The 16814-nt window shown below is 73.4% G+C and carries 19 protein-coding genes and 1 other RNA gene; 9 read left to right on the forward strand and 11 right to left on the reverse strand.

Translation table 11 applies throughout. The annotated features are described in order from the left end of the window. Positions 1-31: 31 nt before the first annotated feature. The 6 genes from ACMATS_RS27140 to ACMATS_RS27165 form a co-directional block, all read right to left on the reverse strand. A complete protein-coding gene (locus ACMATS_RS27140) occupies positions 32-1048 on the reverse strand; it encodes an LLM class F420-dependent oxidoreductase (protein ID WP_414169379.1) in 1017 nt (338 codons plus the stop codon). 121 nt (positions 1049-1169) lie between these two features. Then, complete coding sequence (locus tag ACMATS_RS27145; protein WP_391155914.1) at positions 1170-2087, reverse strand: DUF5336 domain-containing protein; 918 nt, start codon at positions 2085-2087, stop codon at positions 1170-1172. A 150-nt stretch (positions 2088-2237) separates the two neighbouring features. Continuing rightward, positions 2238-3152 (reverse strand): N-acetylmuramoyl-L-alanine amidase, encoded by a 915-nt coding sequence (locus ACMATS_RS27150; RefSeq protein WP_390777965.1) that lies wholly within the window; start codon positions 3150-3152, stop codon positions 2238-2240. A gap of 35 nt (positions 3153-3187) precedes the next feature. Next, on the reverse strand, positions 3188-3835 hold the full coding sequence (locus ACMATS_RS27155) for a class I SAM-dependent methyltransferase (protein ID WP_390777813.1): 648 nt from the start codon (positions 3833-3835) through the stop codon (positions 3188-3190). A gap of 98 nt (positions 3836-3933) precedes the next feature. After that, complete coding sequence (locus ACMATS_RS27160; RefSeq protein WP_414169380.1) at positions 3934-4539, reverse strand: response regulator transcription factor; 606 nt, start codon at positions 4537-4539, stop codon at positions 3934-3936. Next, on the reverse strand, positions 4536-5690 hold the full coding sequence (locus ACMATS_RS27165; RefSeq protein WP_414169381.1) for a sensor histidine kinase: 1155 nt from the start codon (positions 5688-5690) through the stop codon (positions 4536-4538). Before ACMATS_RS27165 ends, ACMATS_RS27160 begins: the two co-directional genes overlap by 4 nt. A 231-nt stretch (positions 5691-5921) precedes the next feature. Here ACMATS_RS27165 and ACMATS_RS27170 point away from each other — a divergent pair, with 231 nt between their 5' ends. The 3 genes from ACMATS_RS27170 to ACMATS_RS27180 all read left to right on the forward strand — a co-directional run bounded on the left by ACMATS_RS27170 (position 5922) and on the right by ACMATS_RS27180 (position 8922). Further along, positions 5922-6785, forward strand: a complete 864-nt coding sequence (locus ACMATS_RS27170) for a MaoC/PaaZ C-terminal domain-containing protein (RefSeq protein WP_414169382.1) — start codon at positions 5922-5924, stop codon at positions 6783-6785. Between the two features lie 71 nt (positions 6786-6856). Continuing rightward, positions 6857-7939, forward strand: a complete 1083-nt coding sequence (locus ACMATS_RS27175; RefSeq protein WP_414169383.1) for a Zn-dependent alcohol dehydrogenase — start codon at positions 6857-6859, stop codon at positions 7937-7939. 11 nt (positions 7940-7950) lie between these two features. Continuing rightward, positions 7951-8922 (forward strand): 3-oxoacyl-ACP reductase, encoded by a 972-nt coding sequence (locus tag ACMATS_RS27180; protein WP_414169384.1) that lies wholly within the window; start codon positions 7951-7953, stop codon positions 8920-8922. 45 nt (positions 8923-8967) lie between these two features. On the opposite strand, the gene ACMATS_RS27185 is transcribed toward ACMATS_RS27180, so the two are convergent. Together ACMATS_RS27185 and ACMATS_RS27190 are read right to left on the reverse strand one after the other, a co-directional pair. Then, positions 8968-9138, reverse strand: a complete 171-nt coding sequence (locus tag ACMATS_RS27185) for a hypothetical protein (protein WP_414169385.1) — start codon at positions 9136-9138, stop codon at positions 8968-8970. A 225-nt stretch (positions 9139-9363) separates the two neighbouring features. Continuing rightward, entirely contained in the window at positions 9364-10470 is a 1107-nt protein-coding gene (locus tag ACMATS_RS27190; protein WP_391155923.1) for a hypothetical protein, read from the reverse strand. 289 nt (positions 10471-10759) lie between these two features. Here ACMATS_RS27190 and ACMATS_RS27195 point away from each other — a divergent pair, with 289 nt between their 5' ends. The 3 genes from ACMATS_RS27195 to ACMATS_RS27205 are packed head-to-tail and all read left to right on the forward strand — an operon-like array spanning position 10760 to position 13521. Beyond that, entirely contained in the window at positions 10760-11602 is an 843-nt protein-coding gene (locus tag ACMATS_RS27195; RefSeq protein WP_414169386.1) for a Nif3-like dinuclear metal center hexameric protein, read from the forward strand. A 10-nt stretch (positions 11603-11612) separates the two neighbouring features. Then, positions 11613-12356: a zinc ribbon domain-containing protein gene (locus tag ACMATS_RS27200; RefSeq protein ID WP_414170808.1), complete on the forward strand. Its 744-nt coding sequence runs from the start codon at positions 11613-11615 to the stop codon at positions 12354-12356. A gap of 7 nt (positions 12357-12363) precedes the next feature. Then, positions 12364-13521 carry a bifunctional RNase H/acid phosphatase gene (locus ACMATS_RS27205; RefSeq protein ID WP_414169387.1) on the forward strand — a complete coding sequence of 386 codons (1158 nt, stop codon included), beginning with the start codon at positions 12364-12366 and terminating at the stop codon, positions 13519-13521. A gap of 72 nt (positions 13522-13593) precedes the next feature. On the opposite strand, the gene ACMATS_RS27210 is transcribed toward ACMATS_RS27205, so the two are convergent. The 3 genes from ACMATS_RS27210 to yaaA are packed head-to-tail and all read right to left on the reverse strand — an operon-like array spanning position 13594 to position 15545. Beyond that, entirely contained in the window at positions 13594-14040 is a 447-nt protein-coding gene (locus ACMATS_RS27210; protein WP_390777803.1) for a hypothetical protein, read from the reverse strand. Between the two features lie 5 nt (positions 14041-14045). Next, entirely contained in the window at positions 14046-14687 is a 642-nt protein-coding gene (locus ACMATS_RS27215; RefSeq protein ID WP_390777802.1) for a bifunctional 4-hydroxy-2-oxoglutarate aldolase/2-dehydro-3-deoxy-phosphogluconate aldolase, read from the reverse strand. A gap of 57 nt (positions 14688-14744) precedes the next feature. Beyond that, positions 14745-15545 carry a peroxide stress protein YaaA gene (yaaA, locus tag ACMATS_RS27220; protein WP_414169388.1) on the reverse strand — a complete coding sequence of 267 codons (801 nt, stop codon included), beginning with the start codon at positions 15543-15545 and terminating at the stop codon, positions 14745-14747. Positions 15546-15646: 101 nt separating this feature from the next. On the opposite strand from yaaA, the gene rnpB reads away from it, so the two are divergent. The 3 genes from rnpB (at position 15647) to ACMATS_RS27235 (ending at position 16779) form a co-directional block, all read left to right on the forward strand. Further along, positions 15647-16049, forward strand: an RNA gene (gene rnpB / locus ACMATS_RS27225) — RNase P RNA component class A. Between the two features lie 101 nt (positions 16050-16150). Further along, on the forward strand, positions 16151-16531 hold the full coding sequence (locus tag ACMATS_RS27230) for a hypothetical protein (protein ID WP_414169389.1): 381 nt from the start codon (positions 16151-16153) through the stop codon (positions 16529-16531). Continuing rightward, positions 16528-16779, forward strand: a complete 252-nt coding sequence (locus ACMATS_RS27235; RefSeq protein ID WP_414169390.1) for a hypothetical protein — start codon at positions 16528-16530, stop codon at positions 16777-16779. The genes ACMATS_RS27230 and ACMATS_RS27235 overlap by 4 nt, the downstream gene beginning before the upstream one ends. Positions 16780-16814 lie beyond the last annotated feature (35 nt).

Consider the following 16814-nt stretch of genomic DNA (forward strand, 5'->3'; position numbering starts at 1 on the left):
CACCCATGAGCGAAGATCCGCCGGACAGGCTCTACCCGTTCACCTCCGCCAGCGCCCGCAGCGTCCCCCGGTCCGGCGCCACCACCAGCAGGTCCGTCACCGGGCCCCGCCGCCACGACTCCAGCCGTTCCGCGATCCGTTCCCGCGGGCCCACCAGGGAGATCTCGTCCGCGAACGCGTCCGGCACGGCCGTCACCGCCTCCGCCCGCCTGCCCTCCGCGAACAACTCCCTTATCCGGCGGGCCGCTTCCTCGAAGCCCATGCGGGCCATCAGCTCCGCATGGAAGTTGCGGCTCGCGTGTCCCATGCCGCCCACGTAGAACGCCAGCATCGCCTTCACCGGCAGCAGACCTTCGGCCACGTTCGCGCACACCTGTGCCCGTACCATCGGCGCCACCATGAACCCCGCGGGCGCGGTCGCCAGGGCGTCCCCGTACAGCGCGGCTGCCCGTGTCGGGGACCAGTACAGCGGGAGCCAGCCGTCCGCGATGCGGGTCGTCTGTGCGACGTTCTTCGGGCCCTCCGCGCCCAGCAGCACCGGCGGGAGGCCGCGCCGCAGCGGGTGGGTGATCGAGCGGAGCGGTTTGCCCAGGCCCGTGCCGTCCGGGCCCTGGTACGGGTGCTGGTGGAAGCGGCCGTTCAGGACGACCGGGCCCTGGCGGTGCAGGACCTGGCGGACGACGTCCACGTACTCGCGCGTCGCCGTCAACGGGCTTGCCGGGAACGGGCGTCCGTACCAGCCCTCCACCACCTGCGGGCCCGACAGGCCCAGGCCGAGCAGCAGGCGCCCGCCGGACAGGTGGTCGAGGGTGAGGGCGTGCATGGCCGTGGCCGTGGGTGTGCGGGCCGCCATCTGGGCCACCGCGGTGCCCAGCCGGATGCGGCGCGTCCGGGCCGCGATCCAGGTCAGCGGGGTGAAGGCGTCGGAGCCCCAGGACTCGGCGGTCCACACGGAGTGGTAGCCGAGCTGCTCGGCGTGGCGGGCGAGTTCGAGGTGGCGGGGGTCGGGGCGGCGGCCCCAGTAGCCGAGCGCGAGGCCGAGTCGCATGGGGAGCTCCTCCCGGGAGGAAGGGAACTGACGGTACGTCAGCAATGTGTTCCGGGACAAGACAGCGGCCCGCCGGCCGGAGCCGGCGGGCCGCTGCCCGTGGAGCAAGAAGAGAGAGGGCTCAGCCGCGCTGGATGCCCGTCGTGTCCTGCAGGACGCCGCGCCGGCCGTCCTGCGTCTGCGCCACGAGTGCCTGGCCGCGCTGGTCGACCGCCAGGTACCAGGTACCGGGCGCCAGCTCGGCGATCGGCGTGGGCGAACCGTCCTCCGCGTAGAGGGGACGGTTCACCGGCACCGCGAACCAGAACGGGGCGAAGTCCGCAGGCGCGGCAGCCGCCGGCTGCGGAGCCGCGGCGGCGGCACCGGCACCCATGCCCTCGGCGGCCGGGGCCGCCGCGTCGTGCCCGCCGATCGGCGGCTGGACCCGCGTCTCGCCGGACTGCGCCGCACCCCAGGGCTGCTGCGGCTGCGCACCGTACGGCGACGGCGCACCGGCGGCGGGCTGCTGCGCGGCGCCCGGGCCCGGGTAGCCGTAACCCGGCTGCGGGCCCATGCCGTACGGACCCGGCACCGGCTGCTGCGCGGACGGGGCCGGCATCAGCGGGGCCTTCAGGGCCGGGGTGCGCGGGGTGAGCAGGGCGATCGCCGCCAGCACGAGGTTGGCGATCAGCGCCAGGATCTGACCGGTTCCGGGGGAGATGCGGTCGCTGGACGGCCCGCCGAAGATCGTCCACAGCGAGGACCACGCGGCGAACACGGCCAGCGCGCTGCCCCACTGGTCGAGGCTCAGGCCCACGAGCTTGCGGCCCTCGGGCTGGAAACGGGAGGCGACGATGAGGGCAGCGGCGATGATTCCGGCGAGGAAGATCGACGGCAGAGCGGGGAAGTAATCGGGCTTCCAGCCGTTCGGCTCGCTGGGGCAGCCGATGGTGGCCGATCCGCAGTCGAACGAGTAGTAGCTGAGGAACGAGGCGATGAACAGCAACACCGCTGCTCCGATCACCCCGCCGTCACCTCGAGTGAGGGAGCGGATGTTCACCTAGGATCCTTTGTCAGTGCTGTCAGTAATCGTCGCTCGGGGGTGGCGGCTCCCCATCGTACGGGTGAACCCATGGCCCGGTCGTCCTGGGCGTCTCGTTCGTATCACCCTCGTGACACGCCTGTGGCCTGCGGCTCTTAACCGTGCCTCTTACCCGTGCAGAAAGTCCGTGATGCCGTCCGCGATCCCTTGCGCCGCTTTCTCGCGCCATGATCCGTCGGTGAGCAGAGCGGCGTCCTGCGGGTCACGCATATTGCCGCATTCGATAAAAACCTTCGGAATGGTGGACAGGTTGAGACCGCCGAGGTCACTGCGCGTGTCCAGTCCCGTACCGCCGCCGATGTAGTTGGAGGGCGCGCTTCCGGTCGCCCGGACGAAATTGCCCGCGATCCGCGCGCCCAACTCCTTGGAGGGCGCCACGATGGCCGAGTTGTCGATGCCGCCGGCGCGGACGGCCGCCGGCTGGATCACGTGGAAACCACGGTCGCCGGCCGAAGCGCCGTCGGCATGGATGGAGATGGCCGCGTCGCCGTGCGCCTTGTTGCCGATCTCGGCGCGCTCGGTCACGCACGGCCCGTACGGCCGGTCGCCGTCGTGGGTGAGAACGACCGTGGCCCCCCGGCCCTGGAGGATCGTGCGCAGGCGGTGCGCCACGTCGAGGCTGAACGTGGCTTCCGCGTAACCGGAGTTGGTGGAGGTGCCGGTGGTGTCGCACTCCTTGTGCCCGTTGCCGACGTCGACCTGGCGGTCGATCTCCGCGGGGTGCTCCTGGTTGTGGATGTTGTGGCCGGGGTCGATGACGACGGTCTTGCCCCTGAGGGGCCCGTCGGCGGCGGGCGAGGGGTCCGAGGGCTTCGGTGATTCCGACGGTTCCGTGGATTCCGACGGCTTCGGCCGGGACGCGGACGTGGCCGTGGCGCCGCCTGTCGCTATGGACGGAACGGACGGCGCCGCGGAGACGGCACCGGCCTTGGCCGGGGTGCCCGCGCAGCCCGCGAGACCGAGGCCGAGGCCGACGGACAGGGTCACGGCCAGGGCCGGGAACACGACAACGGGGCGGCGCATGCGACTGGACACCCCCGCGATGCTAGCCCCGCTCCTCAGATCCCGGTGCCCGAGCGCTGCAGAACGCGAAGCGAGTGCGTTACCGAGATCTCGGTGAACGCCCCGGACTCCAGAGCCCGGAGATACACGCGGTACGGCGCCTGCCCGCCGTCTGCGGGGTCGGGGAAGACGTCGTGGACGACGAGCAGCCCGCCCGGCGCCACGTGCGGGGCCCACCCCTCGTAATCGGCGGTGGCGTGCTCGTCGGTGTGCCCGCCGTCGATGAACACCAGCCCCAGCGGCGCCCGCCAGAGCGCGGCCACCCGGGGCGACCGCCCGACCATCGCGACGACGTGCTCCTCCAGCCCGGCCCGGTGCAGGGTGCGGCGGAACGTCGGGAGCGTGTCCATCAGGCCCACGCCCTCGTCGCCACCGTCGACGAGGGAGGCGTCGTGGTACTCCCACCCCGGCTGCTGCTCCTCGCTGCCGCGGTGGTGGTCGACGGTGACGGCCATGGTCCCCGCCTCGCGCGCGGCGGCGGCGAGCAGAATCGTCGACCGCCCGCAGTAGGTGCCGACTTCGAGCAGCGGCAGCCCCAGGCCTGCGGCCTGCTCGGCGGCGGCGTAGAGGGCGAGGCCCTCGTCGACGGGCATGAAACCCTTTGCCGCCTCGAAGGCGGCGAGTATGTCGGGCTTGGGCGGCATGGTGGTTGCGTCCTTTGCGCGGGTGGGTGTGGCTCGTGACACTTTAAGTGCGGGCTGTTCGTGGCTGGTCGCGCAGTTCCCCGCGCCCCTTACGGGGCTCACAGCCACCCGTTCTGCCTGGCCGCCCGCACCGCCTCCATGCGGTTGCGGGTCCGGGTCTTGCCGATCGCCGCCGAGAGATAGTTCCGCACCGTCGCCGGCGAGAGGTGCACCTTCGCCGCGATGTCGGCCACCGTCGCGCCGTCCACCGCCGCGGCCAGGACGTCGCGTTCGCGCTGGGTGAGCGGGTTCGGGCCGGCGCTCAGGGCGGCTGCCGCGAGGGCCGGGTCGATGACGCGCTCGCCGGCCAGGGCGCGGCGGATCGCCGCCGCGAGGTCCTCCACGGGGCCGTCCTTGACCAGGAAGCCGGAGGCGCCCGCCTCCATCGCGCGGCGGAGGTAACCGGGGCGGCCGAAGGTGGTGAGTATCAGGACGCGGCACCCGGGGAGCCGCGTGCGCAGGTCGGCGGCGGCGTCCAGGCCGCTGCGGCCGGGGAGTTCGATGTCGAGCAGGGCGACGTCGGGGCGGGCCGCGAGGGCGGTGGGAAGGATCTCGTCGCCGTCGCCCACCTGGGCCACGACCTCGATGTCCTCCTCCAGGCCGAGCAGCAGCGCCAGCGCTCCCCGCATCATGCCCTGGTCCTCCGCCAGCAGTACCTTGATCATGCCGCGCGTCCCTCTTCCTCGTCGTCCACGGGCAGTTCGGCCACGAGCCGGAAGCCGCGCTTGCTGTGGGGGCCGGTGGTCAGGGAGCCGCCGGCGGCGGCCAGGCGCTCGGTCAGGCCCTTCAGGCCCGTACCGCCCGTACCGCTGGTGGTGTTCGTGCCCGAGCCTACGCCGCGGCCGTCGTCCGTGATCTCCAGGTGGACGCGGCCGGGTTCGCCCCGGACCTCGATCGCGCAGCGGTCCGCGCCGCTGTGCCGGATGACGTTGGTGACGCCCTCGCGCACCACCCATCCCAGCAGGGCCGCGGTCTGCGGCGGCAGCGGCGGGCCCGACTGGCGGATGTCCGTCGTGATGCCGGAGGCGTCCAGGCAGGAGCGGGCGCGGTCGAGTTCGGTCGCCAGGCTGCCCTCGCGGTAGCCGGTGACCGCCTCGCGGATCTCGGTGAGGGCCTGGCGGCCGACCGCCTCGATGTCCGCGGCCTGGCCGAGCGCCGCGTCCAGGTCGCGGGGCGCGAGGCGGCGCACCGCCTCGGCCTTGACGACGATGACGGACATGGTGTGGCCGAGCAGGTCGTGCAAGTCCCGCGAGAACCGCAGCCGTTCGCGTTCCACGGCCGCGTGGGCCAGCTCCTCCTGCGTGGCCTTGAGCCGGGCGACGGTCTCGAAGAAGTTCAGCAGCGTGGCCGCCACGACGCCGGACAGCGACGTGCCCCAGGCGATGGCCAGCGTGTTCTGCGGGTGGTCCTGGAACGTGGTGATGGCCCAGACCGAGAGCCCGGTCACCCCCAGCGCGCCCCCGAGCCAGGGGCCCTTGAGGCGCATGACGACGCCCGTGGCCAGGGAGAGCAGTGGGAAGCACAGCATCCAGTCGCCGCCGTACCCGATGGTCAGCGCGTAGGTGACGACGATCAGCCCGGCCAGGGCGGCGAACGGGGATCGGGTCTCGCGCCGGTGTTCGTCGAGACTGGTGACGATCGCGGTGACGTAGCAGGCGGCAAAGGCCATCAGGCCCGCGCCGGCCAGCCACGGCAGGGGCGTCCTGCCCCGGAAGATGTCGATGACGTCCCCGGTAAGGGCGAGGAGCCAGGGCGTGAATGTGCGCCACGTCGGCGCGTTCATCCGCTCGATCGCCTTCATTGCTCCGCTGCTCATATCGGAGACTGTACGAAAAGGCGTGCTGAGCTGGGCAGATGCGAATGTCTGCCGGATGCCGATGACATTTGTCCCAAAGCCGGGTGCGGCGGGGGTTCCGCCGCTTCGGGCGATCGGATATACAAGGAGCCCTTGTCGTCTTAGAACGCGTTCTAAACTGCGGGTCGTTCGTGGTTGATCGCGCAGTTCCCCGCGCCCCTTACGGGGCACGACCTGAAGGGCACCTCCGCCATGCCCATCGATCCCGTCAAGGCCGTCTCCGCCCCGCCGCAGGCGGTTTCCCTCGCCTGGGACCACAAGGACGTCCAGCTCTACCACCTCGGCATCGGCGCCGGCGCCCCCGCCACCGACCCCGGCGAACTCCGCTACACCCTGGAGAGCCGGCTGCACGTGCTCCCCTCCTTCGCCACCGTCGCGGGCGGCGGCGCGGCCCTCGCCGGCGGGCTCTCCGCACCCGGCATCGACGTCGACCTCGCCGCCGTGCTGCACGGCGGGCAGAGCGTCGCGCTCCACCGCCCCCTCCCGGTCCGCGGCACGGACGTCACCCGGACCTCGCGCGTCGCCGCCGTGTACGACAAGGGCAAGGCCGCCGTCATCGTCCTGCGCACGGACGCCGCCGACGCCGACGGGCCGCTGTGGACCTCCGAGGCCTCCATCTACGTCAAGGGCGAAGGCGGCTTCGGCGGCGAGCGCGGGCCGCGGGCCGAGCGTCGCGAACCGTCCGCCAGGACGCCCGACTTCACCGTGGAGCGCGCCATCCGCGAGGACCAGGCCCTCCTCTACCGGCTCTCCGGCGACTGGAACCCGCTGCACGCCGACCCGGAGTTCGCCCGGCTCGCCGGCTTCGAACGCCCCATCCTGCACGGTCTGTGCTCGTACGGCATCGTCCTCAAGGCCGTCGTGGACACCGCGCTCGGCGGCGACGTCACGCGCGTACGCACGTACGCCACCCGCTTCGCGGGCGTGGCCTACCCCGGCGAGACGCTGCGGATCCGCATGTGGCGCGAGGGGGACGGCCGCATCCGGGTGGCGGCCGGGGCCGTCGAGCGCGAGGACGCGCCAGTGCTGACGGACACGGTCGTCGAGCACACCTGACCACACCCGACCACACCTGAACCACGCTGCCTGCACCGCCCGTACTGCCCGTACGCGAAGGGAGCGCCGCCATGCGTGCCGCCGTTCAGCTCGAGACAGGCCGGGACAAGCTCGAAGTCCTCGACGACGTCGAGGCCGTGGGGCTCGGCCCCGGCAAGGTGCGGGTGCGCATCCGGGCCGCCGGGCTGTGCCACTCCGACCTCTCCGCCATGTCCGGCGTCCTGCCGCAGCCCGCCCCCTTCGTCCCCGGGCACGAGGGCGCGGGCGACGTGCTGGAGGCGGGCGAAGGCGTCACCTCCGTCAGGCCCGGTGACCGGGTCCTGGTCTGCTGGCTGCCGCCGTGCGGGGACTGCAGGGCCTGCCGGCGCGGCCAGGGCCATCTGTGCCTCGCCGGGTTCATGAACTCCGCGACCCCCAACTTCCGCCGCGGCGCCGGCCGGAGCGAGGTCTTCGGGTTCGCCGGCACCGGCACCTTCGCCGAGGAGGCCGTCGTCGACGCCGGGTGCGCCGTGCCCGTCCCCGACGACGTGCCCTACGACATCGCCGCCCTGATCGGCTGCGGCGTCACCACCGGGCTCGGCGCCGCCCTCAACACCGCGCGCATTGCCGCCGGTTCGTCGGTCGCCGTGATCGGCTGCGGCGGCGTCGGCATCTCCACCGTGCAGGGCGCACGGCTCTCGGGCGCCGCGCAGATCGTCGCCGTCGACCCGGTCGCCTCCCGCCGCGAGGCCGCACTGCGCTTCGGCGCCACGGAGGCCGTCGCCCCCGGCGAACTGCCCGGCGCCAAGGCCCGGGTCACCGGCGGCGAGGGCTTCGACTACGTCTTCGAGGTCGTCGGCTCCTCCGCCACCGCCCGCACCGCCTACGAGACGACCCGCCGCGGCGGCACGCTGTGCGTCGTCGGCGCGGGGGCGATGGACGACAACCTGCAGATCAACATGTTCGAGCTGTTCTTCGACGAGAAGCGGATCCTGCCCTCGCTGTACGGCGGCGGGGACGTGCTGCGCTCCTACGAACGGGCCATCGCCCTCTGGCGGGCGGGCCGCATCGACCTCGCGGGCCTGATCACCCACCGCGTCCCGCTCGCGGGCGTCAACGACGCCGTCGAGCAGATGCGGACGGGACAGGCGCTGCGCACCTGCATCGAGTTGTGAGGGGGACGGAAATGGGTACGGCGCTGCCGCTGCAGGGCAGAACCGCGATCGTCACCGGCGCCGGGCGCGGCCTCGGCCGGGCCGAGGCCCTGGAGCTGGCCCGGCTCGGCGCGGCCGTGGTCGTCAACGACTACGGGCAGGAGAGCCACCACGGCACCGGCGCGGCCTCCGCCGGGCCCGCCGAGTCCGTCGTCGAGGAGATCCGCGCGGCGGGCGGGCGGGCCGTGGCCCACCTCGGCGACGTCGCCGACTTCGAGCAGGCCCGCGACCTCGTGCGGCTCGCCCTCGACAGCTTCGGCGGCTCGCTCGACATCCTCGTGAACAACGCGGGCATCCTGCGCGACCGGATGGTCTTCTCGATGTCCGAGGAGGAGTGGGACGCGGTCATCCGCGTCCATCTGAAAGGGCACTTCACCACCACGCGCTTCGCCGCCGCGCACTGGCGGGAACGGGCCAAGGCCACCGGCCGCCCGGTCTACGGGCGGATCGTCAACACCTCCTCGGAGGCGTTCCTCGCCGGCTCGGCCGGACAGCCCAACTATGCGGCCGCCAAAGGCGGGATCGTCGGGCTGACGACGTCGACGGCCGAGGCGCTGCGCAAGTACGGGGTCACGGCGAACGCCATCTGCCCGCGGGCCCGGACCCGGATGACCGCGGACGTCTTCGCCGGGGAGTCGGGGGAGACGGGGGCAGCCGGCGGGCTGGACCCGCTGGCCCCGGAACACGTCGCTCCGCTCGTGGCCTACCTCGCCTCGCCGGGCGCGGCGCAGGTGAGCGGGCAGGTCTTCGTCGTGCACGGCGGGATGGTGGCCGTGGTCGAACGGCCCAGAGTGGCCGCGCAGTTCGACGCGCAGGACGGGGTGTTCAGCGCCGCGGAGCTGGAGTCCGTGCTCGGTCCGTACTACGCGGGGCGGCCGCCGCACGAGACGTTCGCGGCGGTGGAGGTGCTGGGACTGCACAAAGGCCGACCGGCCGCCGGATGAGCCCGGCGGCCGGTCGGATGCTTCGGATACGGGAGGCGGGGGCGCTCAGGCCGCCGCCCGCTCCGTGTCGTCGTTGCGGCGGTGCTTGCCGTGGGCGGGGGCGCGGTCGTCGTCCGAGGACGCCTGCGGACCGCGGTGCCTGCCGGTGCCGGCGGCTGCGGCCTGGGCGGACGCCCCGTGGCGCGCCTCGGTCGTGTCGGTACGGACATCGGGCATGTGGGAAGTCACTCCGTCGGATGTGGATGCGGGCTGTGCGCGTGGGGGACAGCTTCGCTTTCCGCGCGTGACCATACGTCGGCGCAGCCCCCGCCCGAGTTTAACGGGGCCTTGATCACCGGAGTCAATCGGGGCAGTGGCGTGTTGGGGCGCCCCGTAAGGGGCGCGGGGAACTGCGCGACAAGCCACGGACGGCCCGCACCCGTCACACAGCGGCCCCCGCGCTTACCGCGCCCTGGCCTGCGGCGCCAGCCGCAACGGCACCGGCCGCGGAGGCGTTAACGCCTCCGCCTCCTCCTCGGCGCACGGTACGTGCGCCAGCCCGCACGGCACGGCCGCCGTCACGAACGGCAACCGCAGCCCCCCGTCCGCCGTCCACAGCCCCGCCCCCGTCAACCACCCCTCCGGCGCGGCGAATTGCCGCAGCCGTTTCGTCACCGGCCGCCACACCCCGACCCCCGTCGCCCCGTCGCGCTGAACGGCGAAGGCGACCGCACACCCCTCCGGCGAGAGCCCCTGCCCCGGCTGCGCCGCGATCGGCCGCAGCGAGACGCCGTCGGGCACCAGGCACTCGGGGAACCGCACCGGCCGTGCCGAGCCGAGGACGCCCCACCCCAGCCGGTCCGTGCCGGGCGCGTCGGACCGTACGACCAGCAGCCCGCTGTCCGGCTCGGCCAGCAGCAGCCGGTCGTTGCTCTGCTCCGTGATCTGCAGCAGCGGACTCGTCTCGCCGCCGCGCCCCAGGTCGACGACGACGGTCTTGGTCAGCCCCTCCAGCTCGCGGTCCAGTGCCAGCAGCCGGCCCGAGCGGTCGAGCCAGGCGCCGCCCTCGCAGCGGCCGGGCACCGTGGCCAGCAGATCGGGGCAGGAGGTGCTGCCGTGCACCTGCCACAGCGTGGTCGACTCGGCGCCGTGCACCAGGGCGTAGGCGGACGCGCCGTCCGGAGCGGGCGGCAGCAGCGTCAGCTGCGGGCACTCGATGGCCCCCAGCGGCAGCTCGCCGGTGCCGGGCCCGGCGGGGTAGAGCAGCGCGAGCGCGAACCGCTCGGCGACCCGGCGGCGGATGAGCACGCGGCCGTCGCTGAGCGGCAGGACCTGGCTGTCGGGCTCCTCCGGCTGCTTGCCGGGCAGCGGCACCGCGTACGGCTCGGGGCCGTCGAGCGTCCAGCGCTCCGGAAACCAGCCATCCGTCCCCTGCCCGAGGGCCAGCCACGCCGCGTACGATCCGTCCGCTGTGACCGTGAATGGCGTGGGTCGTCCGTCCGTCCGGGCACCCGGTGGAGTGCCGGCCGGAGCGCTCTGAGGACTGCTCTGTGGGGCACAGACCGTCATGAGAAACGTCACCTCCGGCACAGAACGTAGTTTTCGGTCCGCGAGCCGAACCCTCCGGGCGGGGGTGCTTCACGCGTAAGGGTGGCTCTCGTCCGATTCGCCTGAGGGATGAGAAGCAGGTGTGCTGTGTCTTCGGCGGTTCGGTGAGGGGAGGCATGCCTTTGTGGCCGGACGAGCCTCCTTGACCCGCCGCCCTCCCCCAGCTAACGCTGGGAGGTGCCCCCAGGCGCCGCAAAGCCCTGTGTCCGGGCAGTGAAGCCCGGGCCGGGGGACAGGTAGCCTTTCCTCCGTGCCCGCACTGTCTGAAGTCATCGCCGCCCTCGACGCTCTCTGGCCCCCGGAGCGGGCCGAGCAGTGGGACGCCGTCGGCACGGTCTGCGGCGAGCCCGACGCCCCTGTCGGCCGTGTGCTCTTCGCCGTCGACCCCGTCCAGGAGGTCGTCGACGAGGCGGTGCGGCTCGGCGCCGACCTGCTCGTCACCCACCACCCGCTCTACCTGCGCGGGACGACGACGGTCGCGGCCTCCACCTTCAAGGGCCGCGCCGTGCACACCCTCATCAAGCACGACATCGCCCTGCACGTCGCGCACACCAACGCCGACCGCGCCGACCCCGGCGTCTCCGACGCCCTCGCCGGCGCCCTCGACCTGCGCGTCACCGGGCCGCTCGTGCCCGACCCGACGGACCCCGCGGGCCGCCGCGGCCTCGGCCGCATCTGCGAGCTCGACCCGCCGATGAGCCTGGCCGACTTCGCCGCGCGCGCCGCCAAGCGGCTGCCCGCCACCGCCCAGGGCATCCGCGTCGCCGGGGACCCCGCGCGCACCATCCGCACGGTCGCCGTCTGCGGCGGCTCCGGCGACTCCCTCTTCGCCGAGGTGCGCGCCGCCGGTGTCGACGCCTACGTCACCGCCGACCTGCGCCACCACCCCGCGTCCGAGGCGCAGCAGCACAGCCCGCTCGCCCTCGTCGACGCCGCGCACTGGGCCACCGAGTGGCCCTGGGCCGAGCAGGCCGCCGCCCAGCTCGACGAGATCTCCGACCGCCACGGCTGGGGCCTGCGCACCCACGTCTCGCGGACGGTCACCGACCCCTGGACCGCCCACGCGGCGTCCACCACACCTCACCACTCCTAGGAGCCCCCAACTGAACGCCGCGCCCGCCGACCAGATCCGCCTCCTCGATCTCCAGGCCCTGGACACCCGCCTCAACCAGCTGGCCCACAAGCGCAAGAGCCTGCCCGAGCACGCCGAGATCCAGGCGCTCGAGGGCGACCTCGCCCAGCACCGCGACCTCCTCGTCGCCGCGCAGACCCAGGAGAGCGACACCGCCCGCGAGCAGGCCAAGGCCGAGCAGGACGTCGACCAGGTCCGCCAGCGCGCCGCCCGCGACCAGCAGCGCCTGGACTCCGGCGCCGGGATGTCCCCCAAGGACCTGGAGAACCTCCAGCACGAGGTGGCCTCCCTCGCCAAGCGACAGGGCGACCTGGAGGACGTCGTCCTCGAGGTCATGGAGCGCCGCGAGGCCGCCCAGGAGCGGGTCAAGGAGCTGACCGGCCGCGTCGAGTCCGTCCAGGCCAAGGTCAACGACGCCGCCGCGCGCCGCGACGCCGCCACCGCGGCCATCGAGGCCGAGGTCGCCACCGTGACCAAGGAGCGCGAGCTCGTCGCCGGCACCGTCCCCGACGCGCTCCTGAAGCTCTACGACAAGCTCCGCGTCCAGCAGGGCGGCATCGGTGCGGCCCGCCTGTACCAGCGCCGCTGCGAGGGCTGCCAGCTGGAGCTCAACATCACCGAGATCAACGAGGTCCGGGCCGCGGCCGCCGACGAGGTCGTGCGGTGCGAGAACTGCCGCCGGATCCTGGTCCGTACGCCTGAGTCGGGCCTGTAGGCCCGCGGTGGCCCATCGCTTCATCGTCGAAGCGGACGGCGGCTCCCGGGGCAACCCGGGTCCCGCCGGCTACGGCGCCGTCGTCCTGGACGCGGCGACGGGCGAGGCCCTCGCGGAGGCCGCCGAGTACATCGGCACGGCGACCAACAACGTCGCCGAGTACCGGGGCCTGATCGCCGGGCTGGAGGCGGCCCGGGCCATCGATCCGGACGCCGAGATCGCGGTCCGGATGGACTCCAAGCTCGTCGTCGAGCAGATGTCCGGCCGCTGGAAGATCAAGCACCCGGACATGCGGCCGCTCGCCGCCCGGGCGCAGACGGTCTTCCCGCCGGAGCAGGTCACCTACGAGTGGATCCCGCGCGAGCGGAACAAGCAAGCGGACCGGCTGGCCAACGAGGCCATGGACGCCGGCAGGCGGGGCGAGCGGTGGGAGCCGGGGGCCGCTGCTCCCGAGCCTGCTGCCGCTGCCGCTGCCGCTGCCGGTGCCGTTTCCGGGCAGCCCAAGGCCGCGCCTGTCGGCTGGGCCGCGCCCGCCGACCTCGGGGCGCCGACGACGTTCGTGCTGCTGCGGCACGGCGAGACGGCGCTGACCCCGCAGAAACGGTTCTCGGGGAGCGGCGGCAGCGACCCCGAACTGTCGCCCGCCGGCCGCCGCCAGGCGGACGCGGTGGCTGCCGCGCTCGCGGCCCGGGGCACCGTCCAGGCCGTCGTCACCTCGCCGCTGCGCCGCTGCCGCGAGACGGCGGCCACGGTGGCGGCGCGGCTCGGCCTGGAGGTCCGGGTCGAAGAGGGCCTGCGCGAAACGGACTTCGGCGCCTGGGAGGGGCTGACCTTCGCCGAGGTGCGCGAGCGTCACCCCGCGGATCTGGACGCCTGGCTCGCCTCCACGAAGGCGGCCCCCACGGGCGGCGGCGAGAGCTTCGCCGCGGTGGCGCGGCGGGTGTCCGCCGCCCGCGACCGGCTGCTGGAGCAGTACGCGGGGCGGACGGTGCTGCTGGTGTCGCACGTGACGCCGGTGAAGACGCTGGTGCGGCTTGCGCTGGGCGCGCCGCCCGAGTCGCTGTTCCGCATGGAGCTGTCGGCGGCGTCGCTGAGTGCGGTGGCGTATTACGCGGACGGCAATGCGAGTTTGCGGTTGCTGAACGACACGGGGCATCTGCGGTAGGTCGGGTGCGGGTGGTCTGTGGCTGGTCGCGCCCACGCGGCGGAGCCGCATGATGAGCACGGCCCCGCGCCCCTACGGGGCGCGGCGGGCTCTTGCCGCAAGTACCTTGTCCAGCAAAGCGATCGCCCGCAATCGCTGCCTCTCCCGTTGTTCGATCTCCGTGGGGCTCTCGCCGGTTGCCGCGACCCTGGGGCAGGACGGGCACTGCCAGCGGTCGGGAGTCCCGACGGCCGGCGGGTCCATCGCCACGTCGCACTGCGGACACCGCACGGTGATCCCCTCCACGTGCCCGCACGACGCGCACACCCATACCGGCCCCTCCGCGTCCTGCTGCCGCCACGCCGTCCGCCGGCACTGGGGACAGCCGGTGGTGGCGATCCCGGCCCGGCTCATGACCGGGGGCTCGGGGGTGGAGTCGGCGTACTCGATGATCCGCGCCCGGACGCGGTCGTCCGTCGTATTGGCCATCCGCAGCAGGTGGGCGACCCGCGAACGCGCTTCGTCAACGAAATCGTTCATGGCGGTCAGCAGGCTACCGCGCCGGGTCGCCGCAACTGTGCGGCTTCCCGCGCGAGTTCCGTGACGCGCCCCCAGTCGCCCGAGCGCACCGCCTCCGGGGGCGCCATCCACGTGCCGCCCACGCAGCCCACGTTGGGCAGGGCCAGGTAGTCGCGGGCGGCACCGGGCCCGATGCCGCCCGTGGGGCAGAACCGGGCGGTCGGCAGGGGCGCGGCCAGGGACTTCAGATACGGTGCCCCGCCCGCCGCCTCCGCCGGGAAGAACTTCATCTCCCGCACGCCGCGCTCCAGCAGCGCCAGCACCTCCGAGGCCGTGGATACCCCCGGCAGGAACGGCACGCCCGAGGCCCGCATGGCATCCAGCAGCCGCTCCGTCCACCCGGGGCTGACCAGGAAGCGGGCACCGGCCCGTACCGCGGCCTCCGCCTGGGCGGGCCGCAGCACGGTCCCGGCGCCGACCACCGCCTCGGGGACCTCCTCCGCGACGGCCCGGATCGCCGTCAGGGCGGCATGCGTGCGCAGCGTCACCTCGATCGCCGGCAGCCCGCCCGCGACCAGGGCCCGCGCCAGCGGCACGGCCCTGGACACGTCGTCGATCACCACGACGGGGAGCACAGGTGCCAGGTCGAGTACGGTCACGGCGGTCATCCTGCCGCCGGGCCTCACCCGTCGCAACGGCCGTTGCACACGGTGCAACGGCATGCGCTAGAGCTCGGACACCACCACGTCGAGCGCCCAGGGCCTGCCGCCCTTCGCGGGCCGGGTGTCGCCCTCTACCGCGTACCCCAAGTCACGCAGGGCCACGGCCAGTTCGGCCGGGTCGGAGGGCTGTGCGCCGGCGGTCAGCAGGTCCCGCACCAGCCGCCCCTTGGTCGCCTTGTTGAAGTGGCTGACGACCGACCGCTTCTCCACGCCGTTCACGGTCTTCGCGTGCAGCACCCGCACCGTCGCCGTGCGCTCGGCGAGTCGGCCCTTCGGCTTCCAGGCGGCGGCGTACGCGGCGGAACGCAGGTCGAGGACGAGCCCGTCGCCTGCGGCCGCGGGCATGACCTGCGCCATCGGTTCGCGCCAGTACGCGCCCAGCGCCCCGAGCCCCGGCAGCTTGACGCCCATCGAGCAGCGGTAGGAGGGGATCGCGTCGGTGATCCGTACCGCGCCCCAGAGCCCGGAGAAGACCAGCAGCGAATCCTCGGCCGCCCTCCGGGCCGGGCCGTCGAGGGTGGCGAGCCCGAGCGCGTCGTAGAGCACACCGGTGTAGATCTCCCCGGCGGGCCGGGTCCCGGCCGTGCGCAGCCCGGCGTTCTTGGTGACCTCGCCGCGCAGCCCGGCGCTCAGCCCCAGCACCTCGGCCGCCTTCTCCTCGTCGCCCGAGCACAGCTCGACCAGCTCCGCGAGCACGGCTTCCCGGGCCTCCGCGAGCCCCGGCAGCGACAGCGACCCCACCGTCAGCGCGGCACCGGCGCCTCCGGTGGCCTTCCCCTCGGACGGCGGCAGCAGGACGAGCACGGCGGATCGGTCTCCTTCGGGGGTCGGGGCGGGCGAACCTTGCCGAGCCTAGTGTGGTTCGTCCCCGCACAGGCTGCCGGTACCATGGTCGTCACGGCGGACGAGCCGGCCGGGCGGCCGCGTGGGATCGTTTTCGGTCCCCCGAGGAACGTCCGGGCTCCATACGGCAGGGTGGTGGGTAACGCCCACCCGGGGTGACCCGCGGGACAGTGCCACAGAAAACAGACCGCCGGAGGCCGCAAGGCGTCCGGTAAGGGTGAAACGGTGGTGTAAGAGACCACCAGCGACCGGGGTGACCCGGCCGGCTAGGTAAACCCCACCCGGAGCAAGGTCAAGATGGGGACACTCCGGTGTCCCTGCGCGGACGATCGAGGGCTGCCCGCCCGAGTCCGCGGGTAGACCGCACGAGCCTGTCGGCAACGGCAGGCCTAGATGGATGGCCGCCTCCCCGAGGGCCGCAAGGCCCCCGGGAGACAGAACCCGGCGTACAGGCCGACTCGTCCGCCGCCTGCCTTCCCGGCAGGCCGGCCGAAACCCGCCATCGCGCATCCGGAGTCCCTACTCTGGTGAGCCTCTGGTGAGCCGGGCCTTCCGAGGAGGAGACCATGACCGCACAGCCCGAGTACGGGCCCCGTGGCAGTTCCCTGCACGGCCGGGAGCCGATCCCGCGCCCGGATCGCACCCCCGAAGCCGTCCGCGCCGCCCTGGCACGCGTCGCTCCGCATCGCCTGGCCGAGATGGAGAGAAGCAAGGAAGAGGCTCTCGCCGTCGCCCTGCAGGACGGAAAGATCGGTCACCTCCAGCACTGGCTCGTCTGGTGGGCGGCCCAGGTCGAGATCGAGCGCCGTCCCGACCTCAGCGCCCGGCAGCGCGACGCTCTCGAAGCCGTGCACAACTCCTCCGGCAAGGACGACCCGACGTTCCGCAGGGGTATCGACGAGCTCGACGCCGTCTTGGAAGAGGCGAAGCAGGCGGTCACGGGGTGAGCTGGCGGTGGGAGTACGACCCCAGCGAGGAACATGTCACCGGAGGGGCCCCGCCGGCCTTCATCGCCGAGGTCGAGAAGAAGGCCGACGAAGTCGTCAGGGCTGCTGCTGCGTTCTACGTCGAAGGTAAAGCGTTCCAAGGGGCAAGCCCGGCGGGAGAAAGCATTGACGTCCCTGGTGGGTTCTTCGTCTGTATCGTCATCCCACGGCACGAGTGCGTCTACATCCGCCAAGTGACCTATATCTGACGGACGCCAGGGCGGATGGGCGCCTCCCCTGGCGG

The organism is Streptoverticillium reticulum, from assembly GCF_047456005.1.
GTDB classification, from domain to species: domain Bacteria; phylum Actinomycetota; class Actinomycetes; order Streptomycetales; family Streptomycetaceae; genus Streptomyces; species Streptomyces reticulum.

Coding starts and splice junctions, on each gene's coding strand:
- ACMATS_RS27140 (WP_414169379.1), bottom strand. CDS start 1,048: ATGCGACTCGGCCTCGCGCTCGGCTACTGGGGCCGCCGCCCCGACCCC.
- ACMATS_RS27150 (WP_390777965.1), bottom strand. CDS start 3,152: ATGCGCCGCCCCGTTGTCGTGTTCCCGGCCCTGGCCGTGACCCTGTCC.
- ACMATS_RS27155 (WP_390777813.1), bottom strand. CDS start 3,835: ATGCCGCCCAAGCCCGACATACTCGCCGCCTTCGAGGCGGCAAAGGGT.
- ACMATS_RS27160 (WP_414169380.1), bottom strand. CDS start 4,539: ATGATCAAGGTACTGCTGGCGGAGGACCAGGGCATGATGCGGGGAGCG.
- ACMATS_RS27165 (WP_414169381.1), bottom strand. CDS start 5,690: ATGAGCAGCGGAGCAATGAAGGCGATCGAGCGGATGAACGCGCCGACG.
- ACMATS_RS27170 (WP_414169382.1), top strand. CDS start 5,922: ATGCCCATCGATCCCGTCAAGGCCGTCTCCGCCCCGCCGCAGGCGGTT.
- ACMATS_RS27175 (WP_414169383.1), top strand. CDS start 6,857: ATGCGTGCCGCCGTTCAGCTCGAGACAGGCCGGGACAAGCTCGAAGTC.
- ACMATS_RS27180 (WP_414169384.1), top strand. CDS start 7,951: ATGGGTACGGCGCTGCCGCTGCAGGGCAGAACCGCGATCGTCACCGGC.
- ACMATS_RS27185 (WP_414169385.1), bottom strand. CDS start 9,138: ATGCCCGATGTCCGTACCGACACGACCGAGGCGCGCCACGGGGCGTCC.
- ACMATS_RS27190 (WP_391155923.1), bottom strand. CDS start 10,470: ATGACGGTCTGTGCCCCACAGAGCAGTCCTCAGAGCGCTCCGGCCGGC.
- ACMATS_RS27210 (WP_390777803.1), bottom strand. CDS start 14,040: ATGAACGATTTCGTTGACGAAGCGCGTTCGCGGGTCGCCCACCTGCTG.
- ACMATS_RS27215 (WP_390777802.1), bottom strand. CDS start 14,687: ATGACCGCCGTGACCGTACTCGACCTGGCACCTGTGCTCCCCGTCGTG.
- ACMATS_RS27230 (WP_414169389.1), top strand. CDS start 16,151: ATGACCGCACAGCCCGAGTACGGGCCCCGTGGCAGTTCCCTGCACGGC.